General features: G+C 64.9%; 23 protein-coding genes. 16 read left to right on the top strand and 7 right to left on the bottom strand.

All coding sequences use genetic code 11. The features are described 5' to 3' along the window. Positions 1 to 50 precede the first annotated feature (50 nt). From P0652_RS15405 to P0652_RS15365, 9 genes are all read left to right on the top strand, one after another. Entirely contained in the window at positions 51 to 950 is a 900-nt protein-coding gene (locus P0652_RS15405; protein ID WP_284179743.1) for an amino acid ABC transporter substrate-binding protein, read from the top strand. Between the two features lie 62 nt (positions 951 to 1,012). Continuing rightward, positions 1,013 to 1,744 (top strand): amino acid ABC transporter permease, encoded by a 732-nt coding sequence (locus P0652_RS15400; protein WP_284179911.1) that lies wholly within the window; start codon positions 1,013 to 1,015, stop codon positions 1,742 to 1,744. A gap of 3 nt (positions 1,745 to 1,747) precedes the next feature. Then, a complete protein-coding gene (locus P0652_RS15395; RefSeq protein WP_284179742.1) occupies positions 1,748 to 2,437 on the top strand; it encodes an amino acid ABC transporter permease in 690 nt (229 codons plus the stop codon). Between the two features lie 30 nt (positions 2,438 to 2,467). Continuing rightward, positions 2,468 to 3,199 (top strand): amino acid ABC transporter ATP-binding protein, encoded by a 732-nt coding sequence (locus tag P0652_RS15390; protein ID WP_284179910.1) that lies wholly within the window; start codon positions 2,468 to 2,470, stop codon positions 3,197 to 3,199. A gap of 167 nt (positions 3,200 to 3,366) precedes the next feature. Then, a complete protein-coding gene (gene aspA / locus P0652_RS15385; protein ID WP_284179741.1) occupies positions 3,367 to 4,770 on the top strand; it encodes an aspartate ammonia-lyase in 1,404 nt (467 codons plus the stop codon). A 58-nt stretch (positions 4,771 to 4,828) separates the two neighbouring features. Continuing rightward, a complete protein-coding gene (locus tag P0652_RS15380; protein WP_284179740.1) occupies positions 4,829 to 5,716 on the top strand; it encodes a DUF4344 domain-containing metallopeptidase in 888 nt (295 codons plus the stop codon). Between the two features lie 104 nt (positions 5,717 to 5,820). Beyond that, positions 5,821 to 7,572 carry a VWA domain-containing protein gene (locus P0652_RS15375; RefSeq protein WP_284179739.1) on the top strand — a complete coding sequence of 584 codons (1,752 nt, stop codon included), beginning with the start codon at positions 5,821 to 5,823 and terminating at the stop codon, positions 7,570 to 7,572. A gap of 79 nt (positions 7,573 to 7,651) precedes the next feature. Continuing rightward, positions 7,652 to 8,299 carry an SH3 domain-containing protein gene (locus P0652_RS15370; RefSeq protein WP_284179738.1) on the top strand — a complete coding sequence of 216 codons (648 nt, stop codon included), beginning with the start codon at positions 7,652 to 7,654 and terminating at the stop codon, positions 8,297 to 8,299. A 177-nt stretch (positions 8,300 to 8,476) separates the two neighbouring features. Further along, positions 8,477 to 10,045 carry an FAD-binding domain-containing protein gene (locus P0652_RS15365; RefSeq protein ID WP_284179737.1) on the top strand — a complete coding sequence of 523 codons (1,569 nt, stop codon included), beginning with the start codon at positions 8,477 to 8,479 and terminating at the stop codon, positions 10,043 to 10,045. An 18-nt stretch (positions 10,046 to 10,063) separates the two neighbouring features. On the opposite strand, the gene P0652_RS15360 is transcribed toward P0652_RS15365, so the two are convergent. From P0652_RS15360 to P0652_RS15330, 7 genes are all read right to left on the bottom strand, one after another. Then, the gene (locus P0652_RS15360; RefSeq protein ID WP_284179735.1) at positions 10,064 to 11,065 is read right to left on the bottom strand and encodes a cytochrome d ubiquinol oxidase subunit II; all 1,002 of its coding nucleotides are present in this window, start codon (positions 11,063 to 11,065) and stop codon (positions 10,064 to 10,066) included. Positions 11,066 to 11,071: 6 nt separating this feature from the next. Next, positions 11,072 to 12,418 (bottom strand): cytochrome ubiquinol oxidase subunit I, encoded by a 1,347-nt coding sequence (locus tag P0652_RS15355; RefSeq protein WP_284179734.1) that lies wholly within the window; start codon positions 12,416 to 12,418, stop codon positions 11,072 to 11,074. A 3-nt stretch (positions 12,419 to 12,421) separates the two neighbouring features. Continuing rightward, entirely contained in the window at positions 12,422 to 13,003 is a 582-nt protein-coding gene (locus tag P0652_RS15350) for a GbsR/MarR family transcriptional regulator (protein WP_284179733.1), read from the bottom strand. A gap of 84 nt (positions 13,004 to 13,087) precedes the next feature. Then, positions 13,088 to 14,401: an Hsp70 family protein gene (locus P0652_RS15345; protein ID WP_284179732.1), complete on the bottom strand. Its 1,314-nt coding sequence runs from the start codon at positions 14,399 to 14,401 to the stop codon at positions 13,088 to 13,090. A gap of 81 nt (positions 14,402 to 14,482) precedes the next feature. Next, the gene (locus P0652_RS15340; RefSeq protein WP_284179731.1) at positions 14,483 to 16,210 is read right to left on the bottom strand and encodes a DEAD/DEAH box helicase; all 1,728 of its coding nucleotides are present in this window, start codon (positions 16,208 to 16,210) and stop codon (positions 14,483 to 14,485) included. A 172-nt stretch (positions 16,211 to 16,382) separates the two neighbouring features. Next, the gene (locus tag P0652_RS15335; RefSeq protein WP_284179730.1) at positions 16,383 to 17,774 is read right to left on the bottom strand and encodes an AtzE family amidohydrolase; all 1,392 of its coding nucleotides are present in this window, start codon (positions 17,772 to 17,774) and stop codon (positions 16,383 to 16,385) included. Further along, complete coding sequence (locus P0652_RS15330) at positions 17,771 to 17,986, bottom strand: AtzG-like protein (protein WP_284179729.1); 216 nt, start codon at positions 17,984 to 17,986, stop codon at positions 17,771 to 17,773. Before P0652_RS15330 ends, P0652_RS15335 begins: the two co-directional genes overlap by 4 nt. Before the next feature lie 313 nt (positions 17,987 to 18,299). Here P0652_RS15330 and P0652_RS15325 point away from each other — a divergent pair, with 313 nt between their 5' ends. From P0652_RS15325 to P0652_RS15295, 7 genes are read left to right on the top strand one after another with little or no spacing between them, the layout of a single operon-like run. Next, positions 18,300 to 19,412, top strand: coding sequence for a BMP family ABC transporter substrate-binding protein (locus P0652_RS15325; RefSeq protein WP_284179728.1), 1,113 nt, complete (start codon positions 18,300 to 18,302; stop codon positions 19,410 to 19,412). Positions 19,413 to 19,459: 47 nt separating this feature from the next. Continuing rightward, positions 19,460 to 20,581, top strand: a complete 1,122-nt coding sequence (locus P0652_RS15320) for an ABC transporter permease (RefSeq protein WP_502947538.1) — start codon at positions 19,460 to 19,462, stop codon at positions 20,579 to 20,581. After that, positions 20,581 to 21,504 carry an ABC transporter permease gene (locus P0652_RS15315; RefSeq protein WP_284179726.1) on the top strand — a complete coding sequence of 308 codons (924 nt, stop codon included), beginning with the start codon at positions 20,581 to 20,583 and terminating at the stop codon, positions 21,502 to 21,504. The genes P0652_RS15320 and P0652_RS15315 overlap by 1 nt, the downstream gene beginning before the upstream one ends. Positions 21,505 to 21,522: 18 nt before the next feature. Then, on the top strand, positions 21,523 to 22,203 hold the full coding sequence (gene biuH, locus P0652_RS15310; protein WP_284179725.1) for a biuret amidohydrolase: 681 nt from the start codon (positions 21,523 to 21,525) through the stop codon (positions 22,201 to 22,203). After that, the gene (gene atzD, locus P0652_RS15305) at positions 22,200 to 23,303 is read left to right on the top strand and encodes a cyanuric acid amidohydrolase (RefSeq protein WP_284179724.1); all 1,104 of its coding nucleotides are present in this window, start codon (positions 22,200 to 22,202) and stop codon (positions 23,301 to 23,303) included. Before biuH ends, atzD begins: the two co-directional genes overlap by 4 nt. Next, positions 23,300 to 24,823: an ABC transporter ATP-binding protein gene (locus P0652_RS15300; RefSeq protein ID WP_284179723.1), complete on the top strand. Its 1,524-nt coding sequence runs from the start codon at positions 23,300 to 23,302 to the stop codon at positions 24,821 to 24,823. Before atzD ends, P0652_RS15300 begins: the two co-directional genes overlap by 4 nt. After that, positions 24,820 to 25,491, top strand: coding sequence for a cysteine hydrolase family protein (locus P0652_RS15295; protein WP_284179722.1), 672 nt, complete (start codon positions 24,820 to 24,822; stop codon positions 25,489 to 25,491). The genes P0652_RS15300 and P0652_RS15295 overlap by 4 nt, the downstream gene beginning before the upstream one ends. The last annotated feature ends 21 nt before the right edge of the window (positions 25,492 to 25,512 follow it).

The following is a 25,512-nucleotide window of genomic DNA, read 5'->3' as shown; positions in this document are numbered from 1 at the left end:
CCGGATCCATGCTCCTGCGGGAGCGACGTGCTGCAAACGGGAGAACCTCGATGAAACTGTTCGGAATTGCCGTAGCGCTTCTGGCGCTGCCAGGACTTGCCTCTGCCCAGGACCTTACGGGCACGCTGAAGAAGATCAAGGAAACCGGGGCGATCACCCTCGGCCATCGCGAGAGTTCGGTCCCGTTCTCGTATATCGACAACAATGCCAAGGTTGTCGGCTACTCGATGGATATCTGCGGCAAGATCGTTGAAGCCGTCAAAGCCGAACTGAAGATGGACAAGCTGGATGTCCGGCTCCTGCCGGTTACGCCCTCGACGCGGATTCCGCTGATGGCGAACGGCACGATCGATCTCGAATGCGGCTCGACCACCAACAATGCCGAGCGCCAGAAGCAGGTCGCCTATACCAACACCCATTTCCTGACCGCATCTGCTTTCGTGTCCAAGAAGGCGAAGAACCTGAAGAAGATCGAGGATCTCAAGGGCAAGACCGTCGTTTCGACCGCGGGAACGACCAACATGAAGCAGGTTGTCGAGGCCAATGCCGCGAAGAATCTCGGCCTGACCGTCCTGCCGGCCAAGGACCATGCGGCAGCGTTCCTGCTGGTCGAACTCGATCGTGCGGAAGCCTTCATCATGGACGATATCCTGCTGGCGAGCCTCGTGGCCTCGTCGAAGGATCCGGGTCTTTACCAGTTGTCGGACGAGGCCTTCTCGTTGCCCGAACCCTACGGGATCATGCTCCGCAAGGATGATGCGCAGTTCAAGGCGCTGGCGGACCGGACCACCGCGGCCTTGTTCAAGAGCCCGGAGGGCGAGGCCCTGTACAGGAAATGGTTCCTCAGCCCCATTCCCCCGAACGGGATCAATCTCAACGTGCCGCTGAATGCGATGCTCAGGAAAATGCTCGAGAAGCCGACGGACTCGGCTGATCCTGCCGCCTATTGAACATCGCAGGGCAAGGGCGTGCGTCTCCCCGCATGCCCTTGCCCCATTCGCAGGGGCTGGACATGAGCTACAACTGGAACTGGGGTATCTTCTGGGAGCTCAATCCCGAAGGCACCGGCACCTATCTCGACATGCTGCTGATGGGCCTGCGCTGGACGCTGGCAGCAGCAGCCCTCGCTGCGGTGATCGCGCTTGTTTTCGGTTCGATCATCGGGGTGATCCGCACCCTGCAGCATCGGGGTCTGGTTCTCGCCGGCGATGCCTGGGTTGAGTTCTTCCGCAACATCCCGCTGCTGGTGCAGCTTTTTCTCTGGTATTTCGTGCTGCCCGAGCTCTTGCCCAAGGCAGCCGGCATGTGGCTGAAGACCCTGCCCAACGCGTCCTTCTGGACGGGGGCGATCGGGGTCGGGCTGTTCATGTCGTCCCGCGTTGCCGAACAGGTCAAGGCGGGCATCCGATCCTTGCCGCGCGGCCAGTCCATGGCGGGCACGGCACTTGGCCTGACCACCGCGCAGACCTACCGCTACGTCCTCCTGCCGATGGCGTTCCGCATCATCCTGCCGCCGCTCACCTCTGAATTGCTGAACACCGTCAAGAACACCTCGGTGGCGCTGACCATCGGCCTGATGGAACTCACCGCGCGCACGCGGGCGATGCAGGAATATTCCTTCCAGGTGTTCGAGGCCTTCACCGCGGCGACGCTGATCTACCTCGCGCTCAATGCCACCCTGACGTTTCTGATGCGAAGGCTCGAACGGGCAGTGTCCGTTCCGGGCTATGTCACCGGGAAATGACCGATGTTCCAGTTTGATTTCGACATCATTCTCAAGACATTGCCCTACCTATTGAAGGAAGGCATGGCCTTCACGCTGACGCTGACCGCGCTTGCGGCCTTCGGCGGGCTTGTGCTCGGCACGCTTCTGGCGCTGATGCGCCTTTCCACCCTTCCCGGCCTCGCCTTGGCGGCTACCGGCTATGTGAACCTGATGCGTTCGCTGCCGCTCGTGCTGGTGATCTTCTGGTTCTATTTCCTCGTGCCGTATATCGGCCAGGCAATCCTGCGCACGGAGCGCCCGGTGGAAGTGGGCGCCTTTGCCTCGGCGCTGATCACCTTCACCCTGTTCGAGGCCGCCTATTTCTCCGAGATCATGCGCGCCGGCATCCAGTCCGTGCCGAAGGGACAGCTCTCGGCCGGCTATGCGCTCGGGCTGAACTACCGGCAGGTAATGAGCTATGTCGTCGTGCCGCAGGCCCTGCGCAACATGCTGCCGGTCATCCTGACGCAGACCATCGTGCTGTTTCAGGATACCTCGCTCGTCTACGTCATCTCGATCACGGATTTCCTCGGCGCAGCCTCGAAAGTGGCGCAGCGCGATGGCCGCCTGATCGAAATGTATCTCTTTGCTGCGCTTGTCTATTTCCTGATTTCGTTCCTGGCCTCGCTGCTGGTCCGGCGGCTTCAGGCCCGGACCGCGATCATCCGTTGAGGAACCAACATGTCGAACTCCGCCGCGCCCATGATCGAAATGGCTGCCGTTTCCAAATGGTATTCGCCGCAATTCCAGGTTCTGAAGGACTGCACGACCTCCGTCGACCGGGGCGAGGTCGTCGTGGTCTGCGGCCCCTCCGGCTCCGGGAAGTCGACGCTGATCAAATGCGTCAATGCGCTCGAACCCTTCCAGTCCGGAACGATCCGGGTGGATGGCATCAACCTGTCCGATCCCGGAACGAACCTGCCGAAGCTGCGCGCCCGGATCGGCATGGTGTTCCAGCATTTCGAGCTGTTTCCCCATCTGAAGATCACCGAGAATCTGTGCCTCGCGCAGGAAAAGGTGCTCGGCCGAAGCCGGGAGGAGGCCATGGCCAAGGGCAGGGCGCTGCTTGACCGGGTCGGCCTCAGTGAACATGCCGAGAAATTTCCCGGCCAGCTCTCCGGCGGCCAGCAACAGCGCGTGGCCATCGCCCGGGCCCTGGCGATGGATCCGATCGCGATGCTGTTCGACGAACCGACCTCCGCTCTCGACCCGGAAATGATCACGGAAGTGCTGGATGTCATGGTCGAACTCGCCCGGGAAGGCATGACCATGATGGTTGTCACCCATGAAATGGGCTTCGCCCGCAAGGTGGCCCATCGTGTGGTTTTCATGGATCGCGGCGAGATCATCGAGGACCGCAGCAAGGACGAGTTCTTCGGCTCGCCCCGCTCTGACCGGGCACAGCTCTTCCTGTCGAAGATCCTGGCACACTAGGCCTGCTTCGCATCCGGAATTACGAATTCCTGCCCGTCCGGTACCCGGCTTCCCCGGTTTCTGAGGAAAAGGGCCGCCTGCCGTTGCGGGAATCGGGGGACGATGGCCTTGTGGCAACAGCCCCCGCCGGAAGGCGCAAGAGGGCATAGAACCCGAGGCCAGTCTCCATGTCCCTCCCGACTCTCTGCCGCACCGAAACCGATCTGCTCGGCCCGCGTGATATCCCCGCAGAGACCTATTTTGGCATCCATACCCTGCGGGCGGTCGAGAATTTCCCGATAACCGGCACGCCGATCTCGATCTATCCGGACCTGATCCGCGCATTGGCAGTCATCAAGCAGGCTGCCGCTCTGGCCAATGCCGAGCTCGGTTTGCTCTCGGCCCAGCGTGCCGAAGCCATCGCCATGGCCTGCCGGGAGATCCGGGAGGGCCGGTTGCACGAATTCTTCGTCGTTGATGTCATCCAGGGTGGCGCCGGCACCTCGACCAACATGAATGCCAACGAGGTCATCGCCAACCGGGCGCTCGAGCTGATGGGCTACCCCAAAGGCGACTACAAGGCACTGCATCCCAACGAGCATGTCAATCTGAGCCAGAGCACCAACGACGTCTATCCGACAGCCCTGAAGATCGCGGCCTATGCCGGCGTGATGCGCCTGATCGACGCGATGGCCCATCTGCGCCACGCTTTCGAGGAGAAAGTCGTCGAGTTCCGCGAGATCATCAAGATGGGGCGCACGCAGCTCCAGGATGCCGTACCGATGACGCTCGGCCAGGAATTCTCGACCTATGCCGTCATGCTCGGCGAGGACGAACAGCGCCTGCGTGAGGCCACCAGCCTGATCTGCGAGATCAATATGGGCGCGACAGCCATCGGCACCGGGCTCAATGCGCCGCCCGGCTATGCCGCATGCGTGTGCCGGCACCTTGTCGAGCTCACCGGCATTCCGCTGCAGACAGCGGTAAACCTTGTCGAGGCGACGCAGGATTGCGGCAGCTTCGTCCAGCTTTCGGGCGTGTTGAAACGCGTGGCGGTCAAGCTCTCGAAAACCTGCAACGATCTTCGCCTTCTGTCATCCGGCCCCCGGGCGGGCTTCAACGAGATCAATCTTCCACCGATGCAGGCGGGCTCCTCGATCATGCCCGGCAAGGTCAATCCGGTGATCCCCGAAGTCGTCAACCAGGTGGCTTTCGAGGTGATTGGCAATGACATGACGATCAGTTTTGCGGCCGAAGCCGGGCAGTTGCAGCTCAACGCTTTCGAGCCGGTCATCGCGCACAGCCTGTTCAAGAGTGTCAATCACCTCGAGGCCGCCTGCCGTGTCCTCGCGGATCGCTGTGTCACCGGCATAACGGCCAATGCTGCGCGGCTCCGGGGCATGGTTGAGAACTCGATCGGAATCGTGACGGCGCTCAACCCGCATATCGGCTATGTCAACGCGACGACGATCGCCAAGGAAGCTCTGGAAACCGGAGCGAGTGTGTATGATCTCGTGATCAAGCGCGGCCTTCTCGACAAGGCACGCCTCGATGAAATCCTGGCGCCGGCAGCACTGACCGGCGGCACTTGAAGCGGGCGCCGGCGCGCCGCATGATGCCGGGCCGATCCGGTGCAGGGGAGGAGCTCGCATGCGCATCTTCGGGAGAACAGGCTTGCGGCCGCTTGCCTGGATGCTGGCCGCGCAGGCCTTCGCCTTGATCCTGGCAGCTGACATGGCCCGGGCACAGACAGCCGAACCTGGCCGGATCCTGATCGAATATACCGCGCCGACGGACCCGAAACACCAGCCGATCCTCGACCTGCTCCGCCAGAAGCAGGTGCTCGAACGGATCCAGACCCTGCTATCGCCCTTCCGCCTGCCGCGACCGCTGACCTTCCGGACCTCTGGCTGCGACGGTGAGGTCAATGCCTGGTTCGAAAGCGATGCCGTGACCATCTGCTACGAATATATCGAATATGTCATGGAAAGCGCGGCCAGCCGGCGGCGCCCGGAATGGGTGAGCGAGCATCACGCCATTGCCGGCGCGTTGATGGATGTGTTCCTGCACGAGGGCGCCCACGCCCTGTTCGCCTATCTCGACATTCCGCTGCTCGGGCGCGAGGAGGATGCGGCTGACCAGGTCGCGGCTTATATGCTGCTGAGCCTCGGCCGTCAGGATACGCCGAATCTCGTGGCCGGGATCGTCTATATCTACCTCAACGAGGCGGGAATCCGCGATTTTCCGTCGCTGCGTCGCCGGCGCCTCAAGATCGTTGATCACAAGCATTACGCCGACGTGCACAGCACGCCACTCCAGCGCATGTTCAACACATTGTGTCTCGCCTATGGCGCCAGCCCGGAACTGTTTGGCCCCGCAATCCAGCGCGGCGCTCTGCCGGCTGACCGGGCGGAGGGCTGCGCGGATGAGTTCGGGCAAGTCGACAGGGCCTTCCGCCGGCTCCTGCTGCCGCATATCGACCTGTCCGTACTCCAGCGCGTCCTCGCACGCGATACGCTCTCCCTCGGCCGGCCCTGAAACAGGGCCCGCGCCTGCGCACCCTTTGCTGCGTAGTCTTCCGGTAGACACGGATACATGAACCCGCTCTCATGACACCGGTTCACCACAATGAAGGAATCACGATGCGCCTCTGGCTTCTTGCGCTTGCCTTGTTCTGTCTCGGGCAGGCGCCCGCCATGGCCCAACGCACGTTGATTGTACTTGATGCCTCCGGTTCGATGTGGGGCCAGATCGAAGGCAAGCCCAAGTTGCAGATCGCGCGGGATGCCCTGCGCTCGGTGCTGGCGGGCACGCCGGCCGATGCCGAGATCGGCTTGCTGGCCTATGGCCATCGCGAGAAAGGCAACTGCGCCGATATCGAGCTTGTCGTGCCGCCCGGCAAGGGAAAGGCGGCGGCCGTGTCGGAAGCCGCTGCCCGCCTGAAATTCCTGGGCAAGACTCCGTTGACCGAGGCAGTCCGGCAGGCGGCGGTTTCTTTGCGCTATACCGAGGAGAAGGCCACGGTCATCCTCATCACCGATGGCGTCGAGACCTGCCAGGCCGATCCCTGCGCCCTTGCCGAGGAACTTGCGAAAGCGGGTGTCGGGTTCACCGCCCATGTCGTCGGGTTCGGCCTGTCGCGCGAGGAGGGGCGCAAGGTTGCCTGCCTCGCGGAGAAAACCGGTGGCCGGTACATTCCCGCCGGCAATGCCGGCGACTTGCAGGATGCCCTCCGCCGGACGGTGAGCGTGCCGCCTCGCCCTGAAGCCGCGCCGCCCGTGAAGCTCCCGGCGGCCACCATCGCCACAAAGGCGAAGCCGGTCATTGGCCAGGGCTTTGCCGTGGACTGGACGGGCCCCGCCGCGAAACTGGACTATATTGATATTGTTCCGGTGGGCTGGAAAGCCGTCGATGGCGAACTGTCGTATGTCTATATCGAGAAGGGCAAGCCGACGCTTGTTCGGGCGCCGGGAAAGCCGGGCACCTACGACATGCGGTATGTGTGGGCAGGCCCCGATCGACGCCATGTGCTGGCAACAACGCGCGTGACAGTCGGGGATACGCCCATTGCGCTGGACGCGCCGGCCAGCGTTCCTGCCGGCACTGCCTTTTCGGTTGCGTGGAAGGGGCCCGGCAGGCCGGGCGACTATGTCGATCTCGTCCGCCAGGGCAGCAAGGACGTCTCCGGGGAACTGTCCTACGCCTATGTCGAGAGCGGCAACCCTGTGCAGTTGAAAGCCCCGGGTGACGCGGGGCGTTATGACCTCCGATATGTCCTCGAAGCGCCGGACGGACGGAAGGTTCTGGTCACCGTTCCGATCGAGGTTACGCCCTCCGTGGCGAGCCTGGCCTTTCCGCCCAATGCGGTGGCCGGTGGCGAGGTCACGGTCCATTGGCGCGGCCCGGCCGCAGCCGGCGATTATCTCGACATCGTTCCCGATGGCCAGAAGGAGGCCGCGGGTGAATTGTCCTATGCCTATGTCGAGCAATCCCCGGATGGCGAGACATCGACGTTGCGCGTTCCCGGCGAGGCCGGGCGCTATCGCATCCGGTACATTCTCGAGGCCGCCGGCGGCCGCAAGATCCTGGCCGACCAGCTGCTGGTCGTCGCCGCCGCGCAGGCGACCGTGTCGGCGCCGGCCAGCGTGCAGCGGGGTACGGCCATCCCCGTGAGTTGGACCGGGCCGAATGGCGGACAGGATTACATCGATCTCGTACCACAGGGTTCACAGGAGACCAGTGGTGAGCTGACCTATTTCTACACGGCGAATGCCGGTCAATCTCCGGCGACCCTGCAGGCGCCGGATCGCGCAGGGCGATACGAGATCCGCTATATCCTCGAGGCACCGGATGGAAGGCGGATCCTTGCACGGACTCCGGTCGAGATTCGCTGAAGGGTTCGGGCAGCAGGCACTTGCTCGTCCTTCCCGAGGCATGCATCCTGCGACCGCTGTCCCCATGGAGCATGAGCCGATGCGAATGATGCGGATCGCGGCGGGTTCGACTTTGGCAGGCTTGCTGCTGGCCTTGTCCGGCTTGCCGACCTATGCCCAGGCCATTCCGCCGGGCGCCAAACGGTGCAGTTTTGAAGCCTGGACCGTGGATCGACAGGGCAGGACGAATGTGCGGGCTGCGCCTTCAATCAGGGCGGCCATTCTCGGCACGGTTCCTTCCGCCAGCCGGCGGATCGCAAGCCCCGAAGAGGGCGCCGGCGTTTCGGTGATCGCGAGCATGAACGGCTTCTTTCTTGTCGGCAGCATCGATGTTGACGATATCGAGACCGCCACTCCCGATCGGAAGCTTGGCAAAGTGTTTCGCGGGTCCGGGTGGATCCATGGTAGCCAGCTGGCTTTCCACATCCAGAGCGGAGACGGGTTGCGCGCCACGCCCTCGCGCGACGCACCGGTCTCGGTCCGCTTCCGGCAGGCCGGTCCGGATGGCATCGGTGATCCGGATGCGGTCGTCCTTCAGATGCATGGCTGCAGCGGGCGCAATGTCGAGGCCACTTTGACAACCATGGATGGCAAGGAGATCGGCCGGGGCTGGCTGGTTCGCGATGCCGAAGAGGGGCAGGCGCCGCCTGTTATGACCTGCCCGCTTCAATTGACAACCTGCACCTGACAGTTGCCCGCCGTCTGGCATGATTTCTCTGGCACCCGCCCGGTCCGCGCAGGCGGAAGGCGAGCGAGGTGAGACAAGCCGTCGCATGCCCGCGCCCGGATCGACCATGCCACAACCTTCGCCCCGGGGTGGCAGTGGGCGCCCCGCTGGCAAGGTTTCCGGGTGCGGGGGTCCGGCATGCTCCAAGTCGTCTGGTTCAAGCGCGATCTTCGGATCGTCGATCACGCGCCATTGGTCGCGGCCGCGCAGAACGGACCGGTGCTGCCGATTTATGTCGCCGAGCCGGGCTATTGGGCCCTGCGGGATACATCTGGCCGGCAATGGGAGGTCTTCCGCGACGGGCTGGTCGATCTGCGCGCTGCGCTGGCTCGGCTCGGGCAGCCGCTGGTGATCCGCCAGGGCGAGGCGGTCAAGCTGTTCCGTCGCCTCCATGCCCGCCATGGGATCGCGCATCTCTGGTCGCATGAGGAAACCGGCAACAGCTGGACCTATGCCCGCGACAGGGCCGTCGGGGCCTTCTGCCGCGAAGCCGGAATTCCGTGGACAGAGTTGCCACAATTTGGCGTTGTCCGCCGGCTGAAGTCCCGCGATCAATGGTCCCGGGCCTTCGAGGACTTCATGCGGCGCCCTTGCTTGGCTCCGCCCCGCCAGTTGCCGCCGGTCGAGGGGATCGAGCCCGGTCCTGTGCCGGAAGCGACCGAGCTGGGGCTGGCGGAGGATCCGTGCCCCGGCCGTCAGCCCGGGGGAAGGAAGGCGGCCCTGATCCTGCTGGACAGCTTCTTTGCGGGGCGCGGCCGGCGCTATACCAGCGAGATGTCGAGCCCGCTGGCCGGCGAACGGAGCTGCTCGCGCCTGTCGGTGCATCTCGCAACGGGGTCGATCTCGTTGCGCGAAACCCTCCAGCGGGCTTTGCGCGAGCGGTCGGTCCTGAACGGGATGCCGCCGGAAATGCGCCCCATCGAACTGCGTTCGGTCGATTCCCTGATCGCGCGGCTGCATTGGCACTGCCATTTCATCCAGAAGCTCGAAAGCGAGCCTTCGCTGGAATTCCGGTCCCAGCACCGGCTGCACGAAGCGAATCGCCAGCCGACTCCGCCGGATCACCCCCATCTTCTGGCCTGGGACGAGGGGCGGACCGGCTTTCCCTTCCTCGATGCCTGCATGCGCGCGCTGGCGGCGACGGGCTGGTTGAATTTCCGCATGCGCGCGATGGTGCAGGCCTTCGCGAGCTATCATCTCGCGCTCGACTGGTCCGAGACAGGGCACCATCTGGCACGCTCCTTCACGGATTACGAGCCTGGCATCCACTGGCCGCAGGTCCAGATGCAATCTGGCCATACAGGCATCAACACGCCGCGGATCTACAACCCCGTCAAGCAGGGCCTCGATCAGGATCCCGACGGTGTCTTCACCCGGAAATGGGTGCCCGAACTCGCCGAGGTACCGCTGGCCCTCCTGCAGGAACCGTGGCGGATGGATGCGGCGGAGCAGGCAGCCAGCCGGTGCCGGATCGGGCAGGATTATCCGCTCCGCATCGTCGACCACGAGGTTGCCGCACGCGAGGCCCGCGCCCGGCTTGGCGTCTTGCGCCGCATGGATGGATATGGCGGGGAAGCCCGGCGCGTTTATCAGCGCCACGGCAGCCGGAAGCGGCATCCCTCAGATGCCCGGGCTATGGAGAACACGACCCGCGCCCGCAGTGAGATGCCGGAACTGCCCCCCGACCAGCTTGACCTCGATATCTGAGCGTCGGCCGCCGAGCGGTCAGTCGTAGCGCAATTCGCGCGCCTTGCCCCGGAACACATAATAGCTGAATGCCGTGTAGCCGGCGATAAAGGGCAGCACGAAAACGGCGCCGAGCAGGATGATCCAGAGGCTCTCCGTGGCGCTCGCAGCGGCGCGGATCGTCAGCTTTTCCGGCACGATATAGGGGTAGAAGGAATAGGCGAGGCCGAGAAAGCCAAGCGTGAACAGCGCCATTGCCCCCAGGAAGGGCACAAGGTCAAGGCTGTGATCCGCGCGCGGCATGCGGCGCAGGAAAATCCACAGCGAGAGGAACAGGGCGCCGGTCATCAACGGAATCGAGGCGAGGCCGATAATGTTCGGGAAGCTGAACCAGCGATCGAAAATGCGCGGGGAAACCAGTGGCGTTGCAAGCGACACGGCAATCATCCCGATCAGCGTCAGCAGCAGGCTCGCCCGCGCCCAGCCCACGGCCCGCGCCTGCAATTCGCCCTCGGTCTTGGCGATCAGCCAGGTCGAGCCCACAAACGTATAGGCCGCTGCGAGCCCGAAACCGGCTGCGAGCGCGAAGGCCTCCTGCCAGAGCCCGTTCTGGAATCCCATGATGTAACGCCCGAGCATATAGCCCTGCGTCAGTGCGGCCAGCAGCGACCCGCCGATAAAGGCCCGATCCCACGCATTCTGGAACCGCACCTGCGCCTTGACGCGGAACTCGAAGGCCACGCCTCGCAGCGTCAGGCCCAGCAGCATCAGCGCGACGGGCAGGTAAAGTTCCGTCAGGATCATCCCATGTGCAGCGGGGAAGGCAACAAGCAGCAGGCCGATGCCCAGCACGAGCCAGGTTTCGTTCGCATCCCAGAACGGACCGATCGTCGCGATCATCCGGTCGCGCTCGCTCCGGTCGCCCCGGGCCATCAGCAACCCGATGCCGAGATCGTAGCCGTCGAGGATGACATAGGCGAGGATCGAGATGGCCATCAGGCCGGCAAACACGATGGGCAGGTTGTTCGAGATCAGGTCCATCTCCGGTCACTCCGCAGGCTGGAGGCGCGGCGCATAGGCCTGCGGGGGTGAAGAGCCCGCACCACTCGCTTTCCGGGCGAGGTGGAACAGCACCGAGATATAGGCCGCCATCAGCAAGGCATAGATGGCGAGATAGAGCGCGAGCGTCGTTCCGATCATGCCTGCGGGCACGGCCGAGGCCGCCTGCGCCGTCGTCAAGACGCCGGTCACCAGCCAGGGCTGGCGGCCGATCTCGGTCACATACCAGCCGGCCAAAGTCGCCACCCAGCCAGAGAAGGTCATCGCGACGAAGCCCCAGGCGATCAACTTCGGGATTTCGCCCTTCCGCCAGAGCAGGAATGCTCCGAGCCAGCTCAGCGCGAGCATGGCCATACCCATCCCGACCATGATGCGGAAGGCATAGAACACCGGCGCAACCGGCGGGTGCTTGCCGATATGGTCGTTGAGCCCCGGCACGACGCCATCGGCCTTGTGCTTCAGGATCAGGCTCGCCCCGTTCGGAACTTCGATCGCGTAGTCATTCCGGCGCTCGCGCTCGTTCGGGATGGCGAAGAGCACAAGAGGCACGTTACCACGCGTCTCCCAGTTGCCTTCCATCGCCGCCACCTTGGCGGGCTGATGCTCGAGCGTGTTGAGGCCATGCAGGTCACCCACGAGGATCTGCACCGGGATCAGCGCGGCCGCCAGAAAGACCCCGGCACGCAGGGCAAGGCGCACATCTTCGCCGCGATCCTGCCGCAGCCAGCGCCAGGCCGAGAGACCCGCGATCAGGAAAGCACAGGTCAGGCCCGAGGCGAGCAGCATATGGCCCAGACGGTACGGCATGGAGGGGTTGAAAATGATCGCCATCCAGTCCGTCGCATGGGCCACACCCTCGCGCATCTCGAACCCGGCCGGCGTATGCATCCAGGAATTGAGGACAAGGATCCAGAAGGCCGACATGGTGGTGCCGAAGGCGACGAGGAAAGTCGCCAGGGTATGCGCCCAGCCGGGTACACGGCGGAAGCCGAAAAGCATGATGCCGAGGAAGGTCGCCTCGAGGAAGAAGGCCGTCAGCACCTCATAGGCCAGTAGCGGGCCGGCAATATTGCCGACGCGCTCCATGAAGCCCGGCCAGTTGGTGCCGAACTGGAAGCTCATCGTGATTCCCGAGACGACGCCCAGCGCGAAGGACAGCGCAAACACCTTCACCCAGAAGCGATACGCATTCATCCAAGCTTCGTTGCCCGTGGCATTGAAGCGCAACTTGAAGAACAACAGCACCCAGCCCAGCGCGATCGTGATCGTCGGGAAAAGGATGTGGAACGAGATATTCGCGCCGAACTGGATGCGGGCGAGGAGGATCGGATCCATCGGTCAGTTTCCTTTGTCGGGATTGGCGCTCCGCTTCCCGCCCGGCAGGGCGAAAAGCCGGTCCTTCATGTCCAGGACCTTCACGATCCGCGAGCCGAGGCTCAGGAGCTGGATCAGGCGTTCGGTCTCAAGCTTCTGCACATCGGCATACCAGCTGGTCAGCAACTCGATGAGGTCGTGCATCTCGCGCATGCGCTCCTGCGCATGACGCTCGCTCTCGCTTTCCGGCGAGCGCATCAGCAACTCGCGCAGCACCGAGAGGGTCGGGTCGATTTCCCGCTTTTTCCGCTCGTCCACCAGAGTGCGCACGATGGCATAGATGTCATCCGGGGTGTGGAAGAATTCCCGCCGGTCGCCGGAAATCGAGCGCTGACGCAGAAGGTTCCAGCTTTGAAGCTCCTTCAGGCCCATCGAGACATTGGACCGCGAGATGCCGAGCCGTTCAACGATGTCGTCGGCGCAGAGCGGTCGCTCTGCGATGAAAAGTACGGCATAGATCTGCCCGACCGTCCGGTTGATGCCCCAACGACTTCCCATTTCACCGAAGTGAAGGACAAAAGCTTCGCAGACAGGGGGCACGGACATCGACGCAATCCTGGATTTTCAGATATTTCTGAAATTACAGAAGGCGCCGGATTTGCCAAGTGACAGAGTGTCGCGAGGCGCCGTTCAGGCCGCCATGGCCCATTGATCCGGATTATCGGCATGGCCGATCAGGGCCAGCCCCTGCGCGATGGATTCGAACTGGTCAGCCGCTGTCAGCTTGGCCTCGCCGAACCGCCGCGCGAAAAGCTGCTGCACAGCCGGCACAAAGGACGTGCCGCCTGTCAGGAAGACCCGCTCGATCGCCTCCGGCGCGAGCCCGGCTTCGGCCATCACCTGATCGACGGTCCGGTCCAGCTTGCCGAGATCCTCGGCGATCCATTGCTCGAAATCCGCCCGGTGGATCGTTGAGGCGAGTTCGAGATCTCCATCGGCAAAGTGGAACTCGACCGCTTCCTCGCGCGAAAGGCCGACCTTGGCAGCAGAAACAGCCCGATACAGCGCGAAACCGAGATCATTCTCGACAAGCGAGATGAAATCCTCCAGCGGCCCGGGTTCGAGCGCCGCGCGGGCCAGCTCATGCAACTCGCGCAGATCCGCGCTGCCCTTCATCAGGGCCAGCTCGTTCCAGCGCGCCAGCGTGCCGTAATAATGGACCGGGATGGGTAGGATCTTGCCGAAGGAGCGATAGCGCCCGCCCTTGCCCAGCCGCGGCGAGACGACATGGTCGACGATCCGTGCATCGAACGTGTCGCCGGCAATGCCGATACCGGCATGGCCCAGCGGCTCGGCCCGCAGCAGGCCCGCCTCGCGGCTGAAGCGCATGATCGAGAAATCGCTGGTGCCGCCCCCGAAATCCGCGACCAGCACGGTCGCGTCGCGATCGAGGCTCCGGGCGAAGGAAAAGGCCGCGCCGACTGGCTCGTAGATATAGCGCGGCGATGTTGCACCGAGGCGGCCGAACGCCTCGCCATAGCGCTGCATCGCCAGCCCGTCATCGGCATGGCTGCCCGCGAACCGCACGGGGCGGCCGATCTGGACTCGCGCCGCGCCAAGATCGAGATCGGGCCCGGCATGCCGGGCAAGCGTCCGAAGGAACGTCGCCAGCAAATCCTCGAACCGGTAGCGCTGGCGGAAGATGGTCGTGTGCTGGAAGGTGCGGCTGGCGGCGAAGGTCTTGAAGGACTGGATGAAGCGAAGCGCCGTGAGGCTTTCGCGCATCTGTTCCAGTGCCCAGGGGCCACCCTCGATCTTTGCCGGCACGCTGCTGCCCGGCCTGTCCTGCCAGAAGCAAAGGGCCGAGGCATAGACATCGTGATCCTTACCGTCATGATGGAAGCGCAAGGTGCGGACGGAATGGTCCGCTCCGGCGAGAGCCACGACGGTGTTGGACGTGCCGAAATCGATGCCGATCGAGACGGCGGGCTTGTCGCTCGGCATGGGATTTCCGGTTTGTTTCTGAGGTTGGAGGCGCTGTCTATCGGCCCGGAGCCCGTCTGACAAGAGGAAGCCGGCCCGGCTTCACCCCTGGCGCTTCCCCTTGCGATGCGGCTTGCGATCCGGTTTGCGGTCAGGTTTGGCGCGGGCAGGCTCAGGCGCCCGGTCGCGGGGCGGTGGCCTGCGCTTCTGGCGCGGCGCCGGTTCGGCAAGCGGGCGGATGGCCACCTCGTCAGGCTTGCCATTCGCCATGCGCCGCTCGAATTTCTCGGCTGCCTCGGCGCTGATCTCGACTTCGGTCGTCCGGTCATGGATGCGGATCGCGCCGATCATGTGCCGTTCGAGATTGCCCCGCCGTGTCAGCATCTTGAGGATGCCCTTTGGCTCGGCCTTGTTCGCCCGTCCGATCGACAGTTCGAACCAGCGGCCGGCCATCGGCCCGGTCGGGCCTGGCCCCGGCTTGCTCTTGCCGATGGCGCGCGGCTCCTCGACAGGGAGGGGGTCTATCTCCTCCGGTTCGGGCAGGCGCTGGCGGAAGACACGGGCGAGGGCGGCGGCAATTTCCTTCGGCGATCGTTTCGACAGGTATGTCGAAGCCATTTCCCAGTCGAACTCGCTGAGATCCTGGAAAGGGCTTTCGTCGAGCAACATGCGTTCCCGGTCGAGCTGGCGGATCTCGTCCGCCCCCGGCAGCGCAACCCAGCGCGGCTGGATGCCCCCTTCGGCAAAGAGTCGCTCAGCCTTCCGCCGCTTGCTGGGCGGGATGAGCATGACGCTGACGCCCTTGCGACCCGCCCGGCCCGTCCGGCCGGAGCGATGCTGCAGCACTTCGGAATCATGCGGCAGGTCGGCATGGATGACGAGGCCGAGATGCGGCAGGTCGATGCCGCGCGCCGCCACATCGGTGGCGATGCAGACGCGGGCCCGGCCATCACGCAGGGCCTGCAGGGCCTGGTTCCGCTCGTTCTGGCCGAGCTCGCCCGACAGCGTGACGGCGGCAAATCCGCGCTCGGTGAGCGTCGCGTGGAGATGCCGCACGGCCTCGCGGGTGTTGCAGAAGACAAGGGTAGCCGGCGAGTCGCTCTGGCGCAGCAGGTTCACGACGCCATGCTCGACCGCATGCGGCCGGACCATGGCCGCGCGATGCTCGATATCGGCATGGCCGGATACGTCGCTGGCCACCTCGATCCGCGCGGCATCGCGCTGGAAGCGTGTGGCGAGCGCGACGATGCCCTTCGGCAGGGTCGCCGAGAACAGCAATGTCCGCCGCCTCTCCGGCGTTGCGGCCAGGATTGTTTCGAGATCCTCGCGGAAGCCGAGATCGAGCATCTCGTCGGCCTCGTCGAGAACGATGGCGGCAAGGACACCGAGATCAAGCGCGCCGCGGGTCAGATGGTCGACCAGCCGCCCGGGCGTGCCGACGACGATATGCACGCCGCGTTCGAGATGCTTGCGCTCCGCCCGGGAATCCATGCCGCCGACACAGGACGTGATGATCGCGCCCGCATCCTCGTAGAGCCAGCGAAGTTCGCGCTGCACCTGCAGGGCAAGTTCGCGCGTCGGCGCAATGACAAGCGCCAGCGGCTTGCCGGCCGGGGGGAGAGCGTCCTTCAGCAGGGCCGGCGCGATGCCGAGCCCGTAGGCGACCGTCTTGCCGGATCCGGTCCGCGACGAAACGAGCAGATCACGATGGGCCAAAGCCGGATCGGCAACGGCAGATTGTACGGGGGTCAGGCTGTCATAGCCCTTCCGTGCGAGGGACGCAGCCAGAAACGGATGCAGCGCGGAGGGCAGGATGGAGGAAACGGACATTCGGGAGGGCATTCTTGGTTCGCGGCGCGTGAATCGCGCAACCGGCTCGGCGCCAGGATGGTCCCCTTAGCAGGTCTCGTTCCTTCATGGCAGGGGTCTTTTCCAATGGCTGCGTTGCGGAAACCGGGCAGGGCACCAGAGAGTGCCGCGCCGCGCCCACAACTTGGGTGCATCAACCCGCCACGCGGGACGTACAAACGCCCGCACGCTCGAGATGGCGCGCGACGCGGAGCACCACGTCATCCCGCCCTGCTGCTGCAATCACCTGCACGCCGATTGGCATGCCTTCCGCTGGCCAGACCGGAACCGCCGCAACCGGGAGCCCGATAAAGGAGATCGGCTGCGTGAAGATGCCGAGATTGGCCCGGACGGGCAGGTCCTGCCCATCGACGGTGAAGACCCGCTGGTCGACAAGCGGCGCGGAAACCGGCGTGGCCGGCGCGATCAGCACATCGACCTGCCGGAAGAGCTCGGCTACCGCCTCCTTGTACCAGGCTCGGAACACCTGCGCGCGGTGATACCAGGCACCGGGCAGCATCGCCCCTGCGAGCAGCCGGTCGCGGACTTCCGGGTCGAAATCGGCGATCCGCTGCCGCAACCGCTCCTGGTGCAGGGCAGCGCCTTCGGTCATCGTCATCACGAATGCGGCGGCGCGCGCGCGCTCGGCCTCCGGAATTTCCGCCACCTGGAAGGCCCCGAGCGCGCCGGCAACCGTCTCAACGGCTTCAAGGGCCTGCGGTGAAGCCAGCCGCGTGAAATAGCCTCCCGCGCGGGCGATGCGGAGGCCGCCAATGCCGGTCTCGATCTGCGGTGCAAGCGGCTCCACCGGGCCGCCCCAGCAGGCAGGGTCACGCGGGTCGCGGCCGCGCATCGCATCATGGACCCGCGCGAGATCCTCGACACTGCGCGCCAGCGGCCCGACATGGTCCAGGCTGGTGACGAAGGGGAAACTCCCGCCGCGGGAAAGGGCGCCATAGGTCGGCTTCAGGCCGAACAGGCCGCAGAGCGAAGCAGGCACCCGGATGGAGCCATTCGTGTCGGAGCCGAGCGCAACGGGAACCATACCTGCCGCGACACAGCCGCCCGATCCACCGGACGAGCCGCCTGTCATCCGTTCGGGATCATGCGGGTTCCTGGAGTGACCATCGTGGGCATTTCGCCCAGTGAAATCATAGGCATATTCGCCCATGTTCACACCGCCGATGAGGATGGCGCCTGCCGCTTCCAGCCGGGAGATGGCGGTGGCATCGCTTTCGCTCGATGGCCGGTCGCGGTTGATCTTCGATCCGGCTCGGGTTGGCAGCCCGGCAATGTCGAACAGGTTCTTCACGGCGAAGGGCATCCCCGCCAGCGGCGGCAGGGCCTCGCCGCGCCGGCGGCGCGCATCGATCCGCTCGGCATTTGCAAGAGCCCGGCCAGCCGTCACATCGGTGAAAGCCTTGAGCAGCGGATTGCGCGCCTCGATCACATCAAGATGCCGCTCCACGACCGAACGGGCGGTGACATCGCCGGCTTGGACCGCCGCGGCGATGCGGGCCCCGCTTTCATGCGTCCAGTCCGTCATGGGGCTGCCACGGGGTTGGCACGCGGATCGAAGATGGCTGCGGGTTCGAGCGTGTCCGGCAGCGGGAAATCGAGGAAGGCAGGCGCGAGGCGATAGGCCAGCGCCAGGTTCATGGCCACGCCTGGCAGCGTCTCCTCCGTGACCGGCAAGGCCAGCGCGCGGGCGAGCGCGCTGGCAAGGGCCTCGAAATCGGGCGGGTCGGACGCGGGCATTCGGCACTCCAGAAGGCGGCTGCGAAGAGACTTGCATGGATCAGCAATCGGCATGCCATGGGCGCGCATGCGACACGACAGAGCCTCGGCATCGTCGGACAAGGGAACCTTTCGAGGCTGGCCTTCCGATACCGGAGCCGGGTGCCGCAAGCAACGCCATGTCTGTCTATTTCTTGGGCGATCCTGCTGTATTGTATGCAGTGACGTTCCGCGAAACCTCGGCGCGGCCGGTGGTATCGCATGGCACGGGCGTTGCTTGAACCGCTCCTGCACCTGTCCGGTCAGGTCCGTCATCCAGCTTCAGGAGCCCAGCATGACCTTCGATCTTCTTTCCCGCCGCTCCCTGCTGAAGGGCACCGCCGCCGGCATTGGCGCCGCCTCGTTCGGTTTCCCGGGTATGCTGCGTGCCGCAACGAACGTGACCATCGGCATTGTCTATGTCGGCCCGAAGGATGATTTCGGCTGGAACCAGGCCCATGCGGTTTCGATCGGCGCGCTGAAGGCCACGCCGGGCGTCAAGATCATCGAGGAAGAGAATGTCCCCGAGACCGCAGCTGTTGCCAAGTCTATGGAATCCATGATCAATCTCGAAGGCGCGAACCTGATCCTCGCCACCTCCTTCGGCTATTTCAACCCCTTCATGGTCGATGTTGCCAAGAAGTACCCCAAGGTCACGCTCCGCCATGCCGCGCCGCTCTGGGAAAAGGGCAAGCATCCGGACAATGCCGGCAGTTATTTCGGCTATCTCGATCAGGCGCATTACGTGAATGGCGTTGCGGCCGGCCTTTCCACCAAGTCGAACAAGATCGGCTTCGTTGCCGCCAAACCGATTTCCAGCGTCCTGCGCAACATCAATTCGGTGCTCTGGGGCGCCCGTTCGGTCAATCCGAATGCCACCCTCCAGGTGATCTTCACCGGTGACTGGGCATTGCCGGTTCGCGAGGCGGAAGCCGCCAATGCGCTGATCGGCGCCGGTTGCGACATCCTCACCTGCCATGTCGACAGCCCGAAAGTGGTGATCGAGACGGCCGAACGCCGTGGCATCAAGAGCCTCGGCCATAATGCCAGCCAGGCCTCGCTGGCGCCGAAGGGCTTCATCACTGGCGCTGAATACAAGTGGGAGACGATCTACAAGATCTTCGCCGATGCTATCGCCAAGGGGCAGCCGGTGCCGAATGTGGTCTTCGGCGGCTATGACAAGGACATGGTCCGAAATACCGCCTTCGGCGCCGGGGCCGAGGAGCCCGCCCGCAAGGCGGCAATGGCGGCCATGGCCGATCTGAAGGCCAACAAGCCGATCCTCAAAGGTCCCGTGAAGGATAACAAGGGCAATGTGGTGCTGCCCAATGCCAGCTATGACAATTTCGACCGCGTGCTCGACGGGATGAATTTCCTCGCCGAGGGTGTCGTCGGCTCCATCACCTGAATTCCAGCAGGGGAGGCCCGGTCGTTTCGGCGGCCGGGTCCATCATGATGGCGGCTGACCCGGTTTCCCTTCCCACCGCTCCGACGGCCGGGGCTTCCCGCGCCCGGACCCTGCTCTGGCTTGGCTATGCCGAGGCTCTGGCCATTCCGTTGCTGGCGCTGCTTGTTTCGGCCTTGCTGTTCTCGGTTTTCCTGCTGGCGCTCGGGAAATCGCCGGTCCAGTTCTTCCAGCTCGTCTGGCTCGGCGGGTTCGGCACGGCCTTTTCGTGGTCGAACACCCTGCTGCGCGCCGCCCCTTTGATGCTCACCGCCCTGGCCGTGGCCATTCCGGCCCGCCTCGGCATGACGATGATCGGCGCGGAAGGGGCGCTCGTCCTTGGTGGTTTCTCGGCGGCGGCGATTGCCTTGCCGATGATCGGCACAGTCAATCCCTGGTTCATGAATGCGGCGATGCTGCTGGCGGCAGTCATGGTCGGCGGGCTCTGGACTGGCCTGGCCGGCAGCCTGCGGCGGTATCGCGGCGTCAACGAGACGATCTCGACATTGTTGCTTTCCTATATCGCCATCGCGATCATGAACTTCTTCGTCGAGGGCGCCTTGCGCGATCCGGCGGATCCGAACAAGCCCTCGACCCGGAACATCGGTGCCGAGGCAATGATCGGCAAGATCCCCGGCATCGATGTCCATTGGGGCCTCGCCTTCGCCATCGGCGCCTGCATCCTGCTCTATGTGCTGATGCTCCGCACCACCTTCGGCTTTGCTTGCGCCGTGGCCGGCGGCAATCCCCGCGCCGCTTTGGCGCAGGGCCTGCCGGTCGGGCGGCTCGTGGTCATCGCCTCGATGATTGCCGGGGCCTGTGCCGGCCTTGCCGGGTTCTTCGAGGTTGCCGCCGTGCATGGCAAGGCCAATGCCTCGCTGGCCGCCGGCTATGGCTTTACCGGCATCCTCGTTGCCTTCCTCGCACGCCACCATCCGCTGGCCATCATCCCGGTCGCGATCCTCTTTGGCGGGATCGCGGCAGCAGGCGGCATCATCCAGCGCCGGATGGGCCTCCCGGATGCCTCCGTCCTGCTGCTGCAAGGGCTGTGCTTTGTTGTGCTGCTGGCCAGCGAGACCCTCTATGGCCGGCTGCGTCTCTTCAACCCCGCCTTGCGAACGGAGCGCACCTGATGGAACCGGGTTCCGCCTTCTTCATGGTGCTGATGGCGATGATCGGCGGGGCGATCCGCGTCTCGACGCCCTTCCTGTTCGTCGCGCTCGGCGAGATGATCACCGAGCGGGCAGGGCGGATCAATCTCGGCCTCGAGGGCACGCTCGTCCTTGGTGCGATGAGCGGCTATGCCACCTCCTACCAGACCGGCTCGCCTTGGCTCGGCGTGCTGGTCGCCGGGTTGGCTGGCTGCTGCATGGGCATGCTCCACGCCACGATCTGCCGGCTGCCGAAGGTCAATGACATCGCCGTTGGCATTGCGCTGATGTTGTTCGGCACAGGCATCGCGTTCTTCTTCGGCAAGCCCTACATCCAGCCGAGTGCCCCGCGCCTGCCTTCCATTCCGCTGGGGGGCTGGTCGGATAACCCGCAGGTTGTCGAGGCGCTCAAGATCAACCCGCTCTTCATCATCGGCATCGCGCTCGCCTTCTTCCTCGCCTGGGCCCTGAAGAACACGCGCGCTGGCCTGATCCTCCGCGTGACGGGCGACAGCGAGGTCGCGGCCCGCGCGCTCGGCCATTCGGTGGCGCTGGTGCGCCTCGCCGCAACCGGGTTCGGTGGGTTTCTGGCCGGCATCGGCGGAGCCTTCCTCTCGCTCTACTATCCCGGCAGCTGGAACGAGGGCCTGTCTTCCGGGCAGGGTCTGATGGCGGTGGCCCTCGTGATCTTCGCCCGCTGGCACCCGATCCGCTGCATGCTTGCCGCGTTGCTGTTCGGCGCGGCCGGTGCCCTCGGCCCGGCCCTGCAATCGATCGGGATCACGCAGGGCTATTACTTCTTCAACGCCGCGCCCTACATCCTCACGCTGTTCCTGATGATCGGCTCTGCCGGTTCGAAGAAGGCGTTGCGGGATGCGCCGGGCGAATTGTCGCTCACCCGCTAGGGCATTGCAGGAGCATTCATGCCCACCATCGCCGCCGATCCCTATGCCTGGCCTTATGATGGCCGGCTTATGCCAGCGAATACGGCTCTGGTGATCATCGACATGCAGACCGATTTCTGCGGCAAGGGCGGCTATGTCGACGCTATGGGCTATGATCTCTCGCTCACGCGCGCGCCGATCGAACCGATCCGTCGCGTTCTCGCAGCCATGCGTGGTGCAGGGTACACGATCATCCATACGCGTGAGGGCCACCGGCCCGACCTCTCGGATCTGCCGGCCAACAAGCGCTGGCGCTCGCAGCGTATCGGCGCGGGTATCGGCGATGCCGGCCCCTGCGGCCGCATCCTCGTGCGCGGCGAGCCCGGCTGGGAGATCATCGATGAACTTGCCCCGCTGCCAGGCGAGATCATCATCGACAAGCCGGGCAAGGGTTCGTTCTGCGCCACCGATCTCGAACTGATCCTGCGCCAGCGCCGGATCGACAATCTCGTCCTGACCGGCATCACCACCGATGTCTGCGTGCATACGACCATGCGCGAGGCCAATGATCGTGGCTTCGAATGCCTGCTGCTCGAGGATTGCTGCGGCGCGACCGATCGCGGAAACCATGAGGCCGCGATCAAGATGGTGAAGATGCAAGGCGGGGTTTTCGGCGCCGTGAGTTCATCCGGCGCCCTGCTGGCTGGGTTGCCGGCATGAGGCAGGCGCGGATCCATCGCCTGCTTGTCGCAGGGCCGAACGATACGGTGCCGCTGGTCGATGCCGTCGCCCGGGGGCAGATCGATCCGGCCGCGGTTATCGGCATTGTTGGCAAGACCGAGGGCAATGGCTGCGTCAATGATTTCACCCGCGCTTTCGCGGTGGCCGCGCTGAAGGCCGCACTCGGCCGGTATCTCCCTGCGGAAGCGGTTGATCGCATCACCATGGTCATGTCCGGCGGAACGGAAGGCGCGCTCTCGCCGCATCTGCTTGTCTTCGAGCGGATTGACGCGGCCGCCGCAGCTCCGGCCGGGCCGGCCCTCGCCATCGGCGCAGCCCATAGCCGGGCGCTGCTGCCGGAGGAGATCGGCACGCCGGCCCAGATCCACGCCGTGGCGGAAGGCGTTGCTGCCGCGATGGCCGATGCCGGCATCGAAACGGCTGAGGATGTCCATTTCGTCCAGATCAAATGCCCGCTGCTCACGGCGGATCGCGTGGCCGAGGCGGCGGCGCGGGGTGCCAGGACGACCACCCGCGACACGCTGAAATCCATGGGCTTGTCCCGTGCGGCCTCTGCGCTGGGCGTGGCCCTCGCGCTCGGGGAAGTCCCGGCTGAAAGGCTTGTGGAAGGCGTGATCGGCACGGATCCCGCGCTCTGGTCGGGCCGGGCCAGCACGTCGGCCGGGATCGAGCTGATGAACCACGAGATTCTCGTGCTCGGCATGAGCGCCGGATGGGCGGGAGACCTCGTAATCGATCACGCCGTCATGGCGGATCAGATCGATATCGAGCCCGTCCGCGCCGGGCTGAAGAGGCTCGGATTCACGGTAGAGGGCCAGTTGCCGGCCGCCGAGCGCAGCCGCCTTGTCGCGTTGCTGGCCAAGGCCGAGGCCGGCCAGTCCGGCCGCCTGCGCGGCGCTCGGCATACCATGCTTGACGATTCCGATATTTCTGCCACCCGCCACGCGCGTGCTTTCGTAGCCGGCGCGCTGGCGGGGCTTGTCGGCCATGCCGAGATCTTTGTGTCCGGCGGGGCGGAACATCAGGGGCCGGATGGTGGCGGACCCGTCGCCCTGATCGCGAGGAGGGCTGCCTCATGAGCACGATGCGGGCCATTGGACTCGATGTCATCGGCATGTCCAAGCGCTTTGGCGCGCTGGCGGCCCTCGACAATGTTTCGCTGAAAGTGCCGGCCGGAACCTTCCACGCGCTGCTGGGCGAGAACGGCGCCGGCAAATCGACCCTCGTCAAATGCATCATGGGCTTCTACCAGCCGGATGCCGGGCAGGTTCTGGTCGATGGGCAGGCCCGCGCCATCCGGAACCCGCGCGAGGCTGCCGAAGCCGGCATCGGCATGGTCTACCAGCATTTCACGCTGGTGCCCTCGCTGACCGGCGCGGAAAACCTCGTCCTCGCCAAACCGCAGGGCGATGCCGTGATCGACTGGCGCAAGGAAAACGCCGCGCTCGATGCCTTCCTCGCCCGCATGCCGTTCCGGGTGCCGCTCGATCGACCTGTCGCCCAGCTTTCCGCCGGCGAGAAACAGAAGCTGGAAATCCTCAAGCAACTTTATCTCGACCAGCGCTTCATCATCCTCGACGAGCCGACCTCCGTGCTCACCCCGGCCGAGGCGGACGAGGTTCTCGGCCTCATGCGCGACATGACGCGCCGGGGCGAAGTGACCGTGCTGATGATCAGCCACAAGTTCCGCGAGGTCACCGCCTTCGCCGATGATCTGACGGTCCTGCGCAAGGGGGCCTGGGTCGGCTCCGGCCGGGTGGCCGAGACGGGCCATGAGGCGATGGCGGCGATGATGATCGGCGATACGCCCATCCGCGAGCGGGCGGACCGCGTGCCGCGCGTCGATGCGCCGGTCGTGCTCGATCTCGCCGGCCTCTTCGCCGATGCCGATGATGGCCGCCCCGCGATCGAGGCAATCAATCTCAAGGTCCATGCCGGCGAGATTGTCGGTATTGCGGGGGTCTCGGGCAATGGCCAGAGCGCGCTGGTGGAGGTGCTCTCGGGCCAGCGGCCGATGCGCCTCGGCCAGATGTTTATCCATGGCGAGGACTTCATGCCGAACCGCCACGATATGGCACGGTTCAAGGTCTTCGGCCTGCCCGAAGAGCCGCTGAAGAATGCGACCGTGCCCGGCATGTCGGTAGCCGAGAACATCGCCTTCCGCACCTTCGACCGCCCGCCCATCGCCCGGCTCGGCTGGTGGCTCTCGCAGGCGCCGCTCCGGGCGCAGGCCGAGGCGCTGATCACGCGTTACCGCGTCAAGACTGCCGGGCCGCAAGCCCCGATCGCGACGCTGTCGGGCGGGAATGTCCAGCGCGCCATTCTTGCCCGCGAATTGTCCGGCGAGGTGGATGTGCTGGTTGTGGCCAATCCCTGCTTCGGGCTGGACTTTGCCTCCGTGGCCGAGATCCGCGCCCAGATCATGGACCAGCGCAACCGCGGTGCGGCGATCCTGCTCGTCTCGGAAGATCTCGACGAGATCCTGAGCCTCTCCGATCGGGTCGCAGTCATGAGCGGCGGCAGGATCACCTATGTCGAGGCGATCGAGAAAACCGACCGCGCCACGATCGGCAGCCATATGGCAGGAGGTGGACATTGAGCGACAGCCTGGCCATTCCGGCCCAGCCCTATCCGTTTCCATTGCCGCCGGGCCGCACGGCGCTTGTGGTGATTGATATGCAGCGCGACTTCATTGAGCCCGGCGGCTTCGGCGCGGCGCTCGGCAATGATGTTTCCACCCTTGTGCCTGCCATCGAGCCTGTCGCGCGGCTGCTCGCGCTGTTCCGCAAGCGCGGCTGGCTGGTCATCCATACGCGGGAATCCCACCGGCCCGACCTGTCGGATTGCCCGCCGGCAAAGCGCCTGCGTGGCAAGCCCGGCCTCCGCATCGGAGAGGATGGGCCGATGGGACGCATCCTCGTCCAGAGTGAGGCCGGCAATGCCATCCTCCCGGCCTGCGCGCCCCTTCCGGGTGAGATCGAAATCGACAAACCCGGCAAGGGCGCCTTTTACCGCACTGATCTGCAGGCGCTCCTCGAGGCGCGCGGTATCACGCATCTCGTCTTTGCCGGCGTCACGACGGAGGTCTGCGTCCAGACTTCGATGCGGGAAGCCAATGACCGTGGTTATGAATGCCTGCTCATAGAGGAAGCAACGGAGAGCTATTTCCCCGCCTTCAAGGCTGCCACGCTGGAGATGATCCGCGCCCAGGGTGGCATTGTCGGCTGGACCGCCCGGCTGGCGGATTTCGAAACGGCTTTGGGGTAAGCGCCTGTACGCCTTTGGCCG

Source organism: Rhabdaerophilum sp. SD176, from assembly GCF_030143245.1.
Classification (GTDB): domain Bacteria; phylum Pseudomonadota; class Alphaproteobacteria; order Rhizobiales; family Beijerinckiaceae; genus Rhabdaerophilum.
This window is presented reverse-complemented; position numbering and strand designations above follow the sequence as displayed.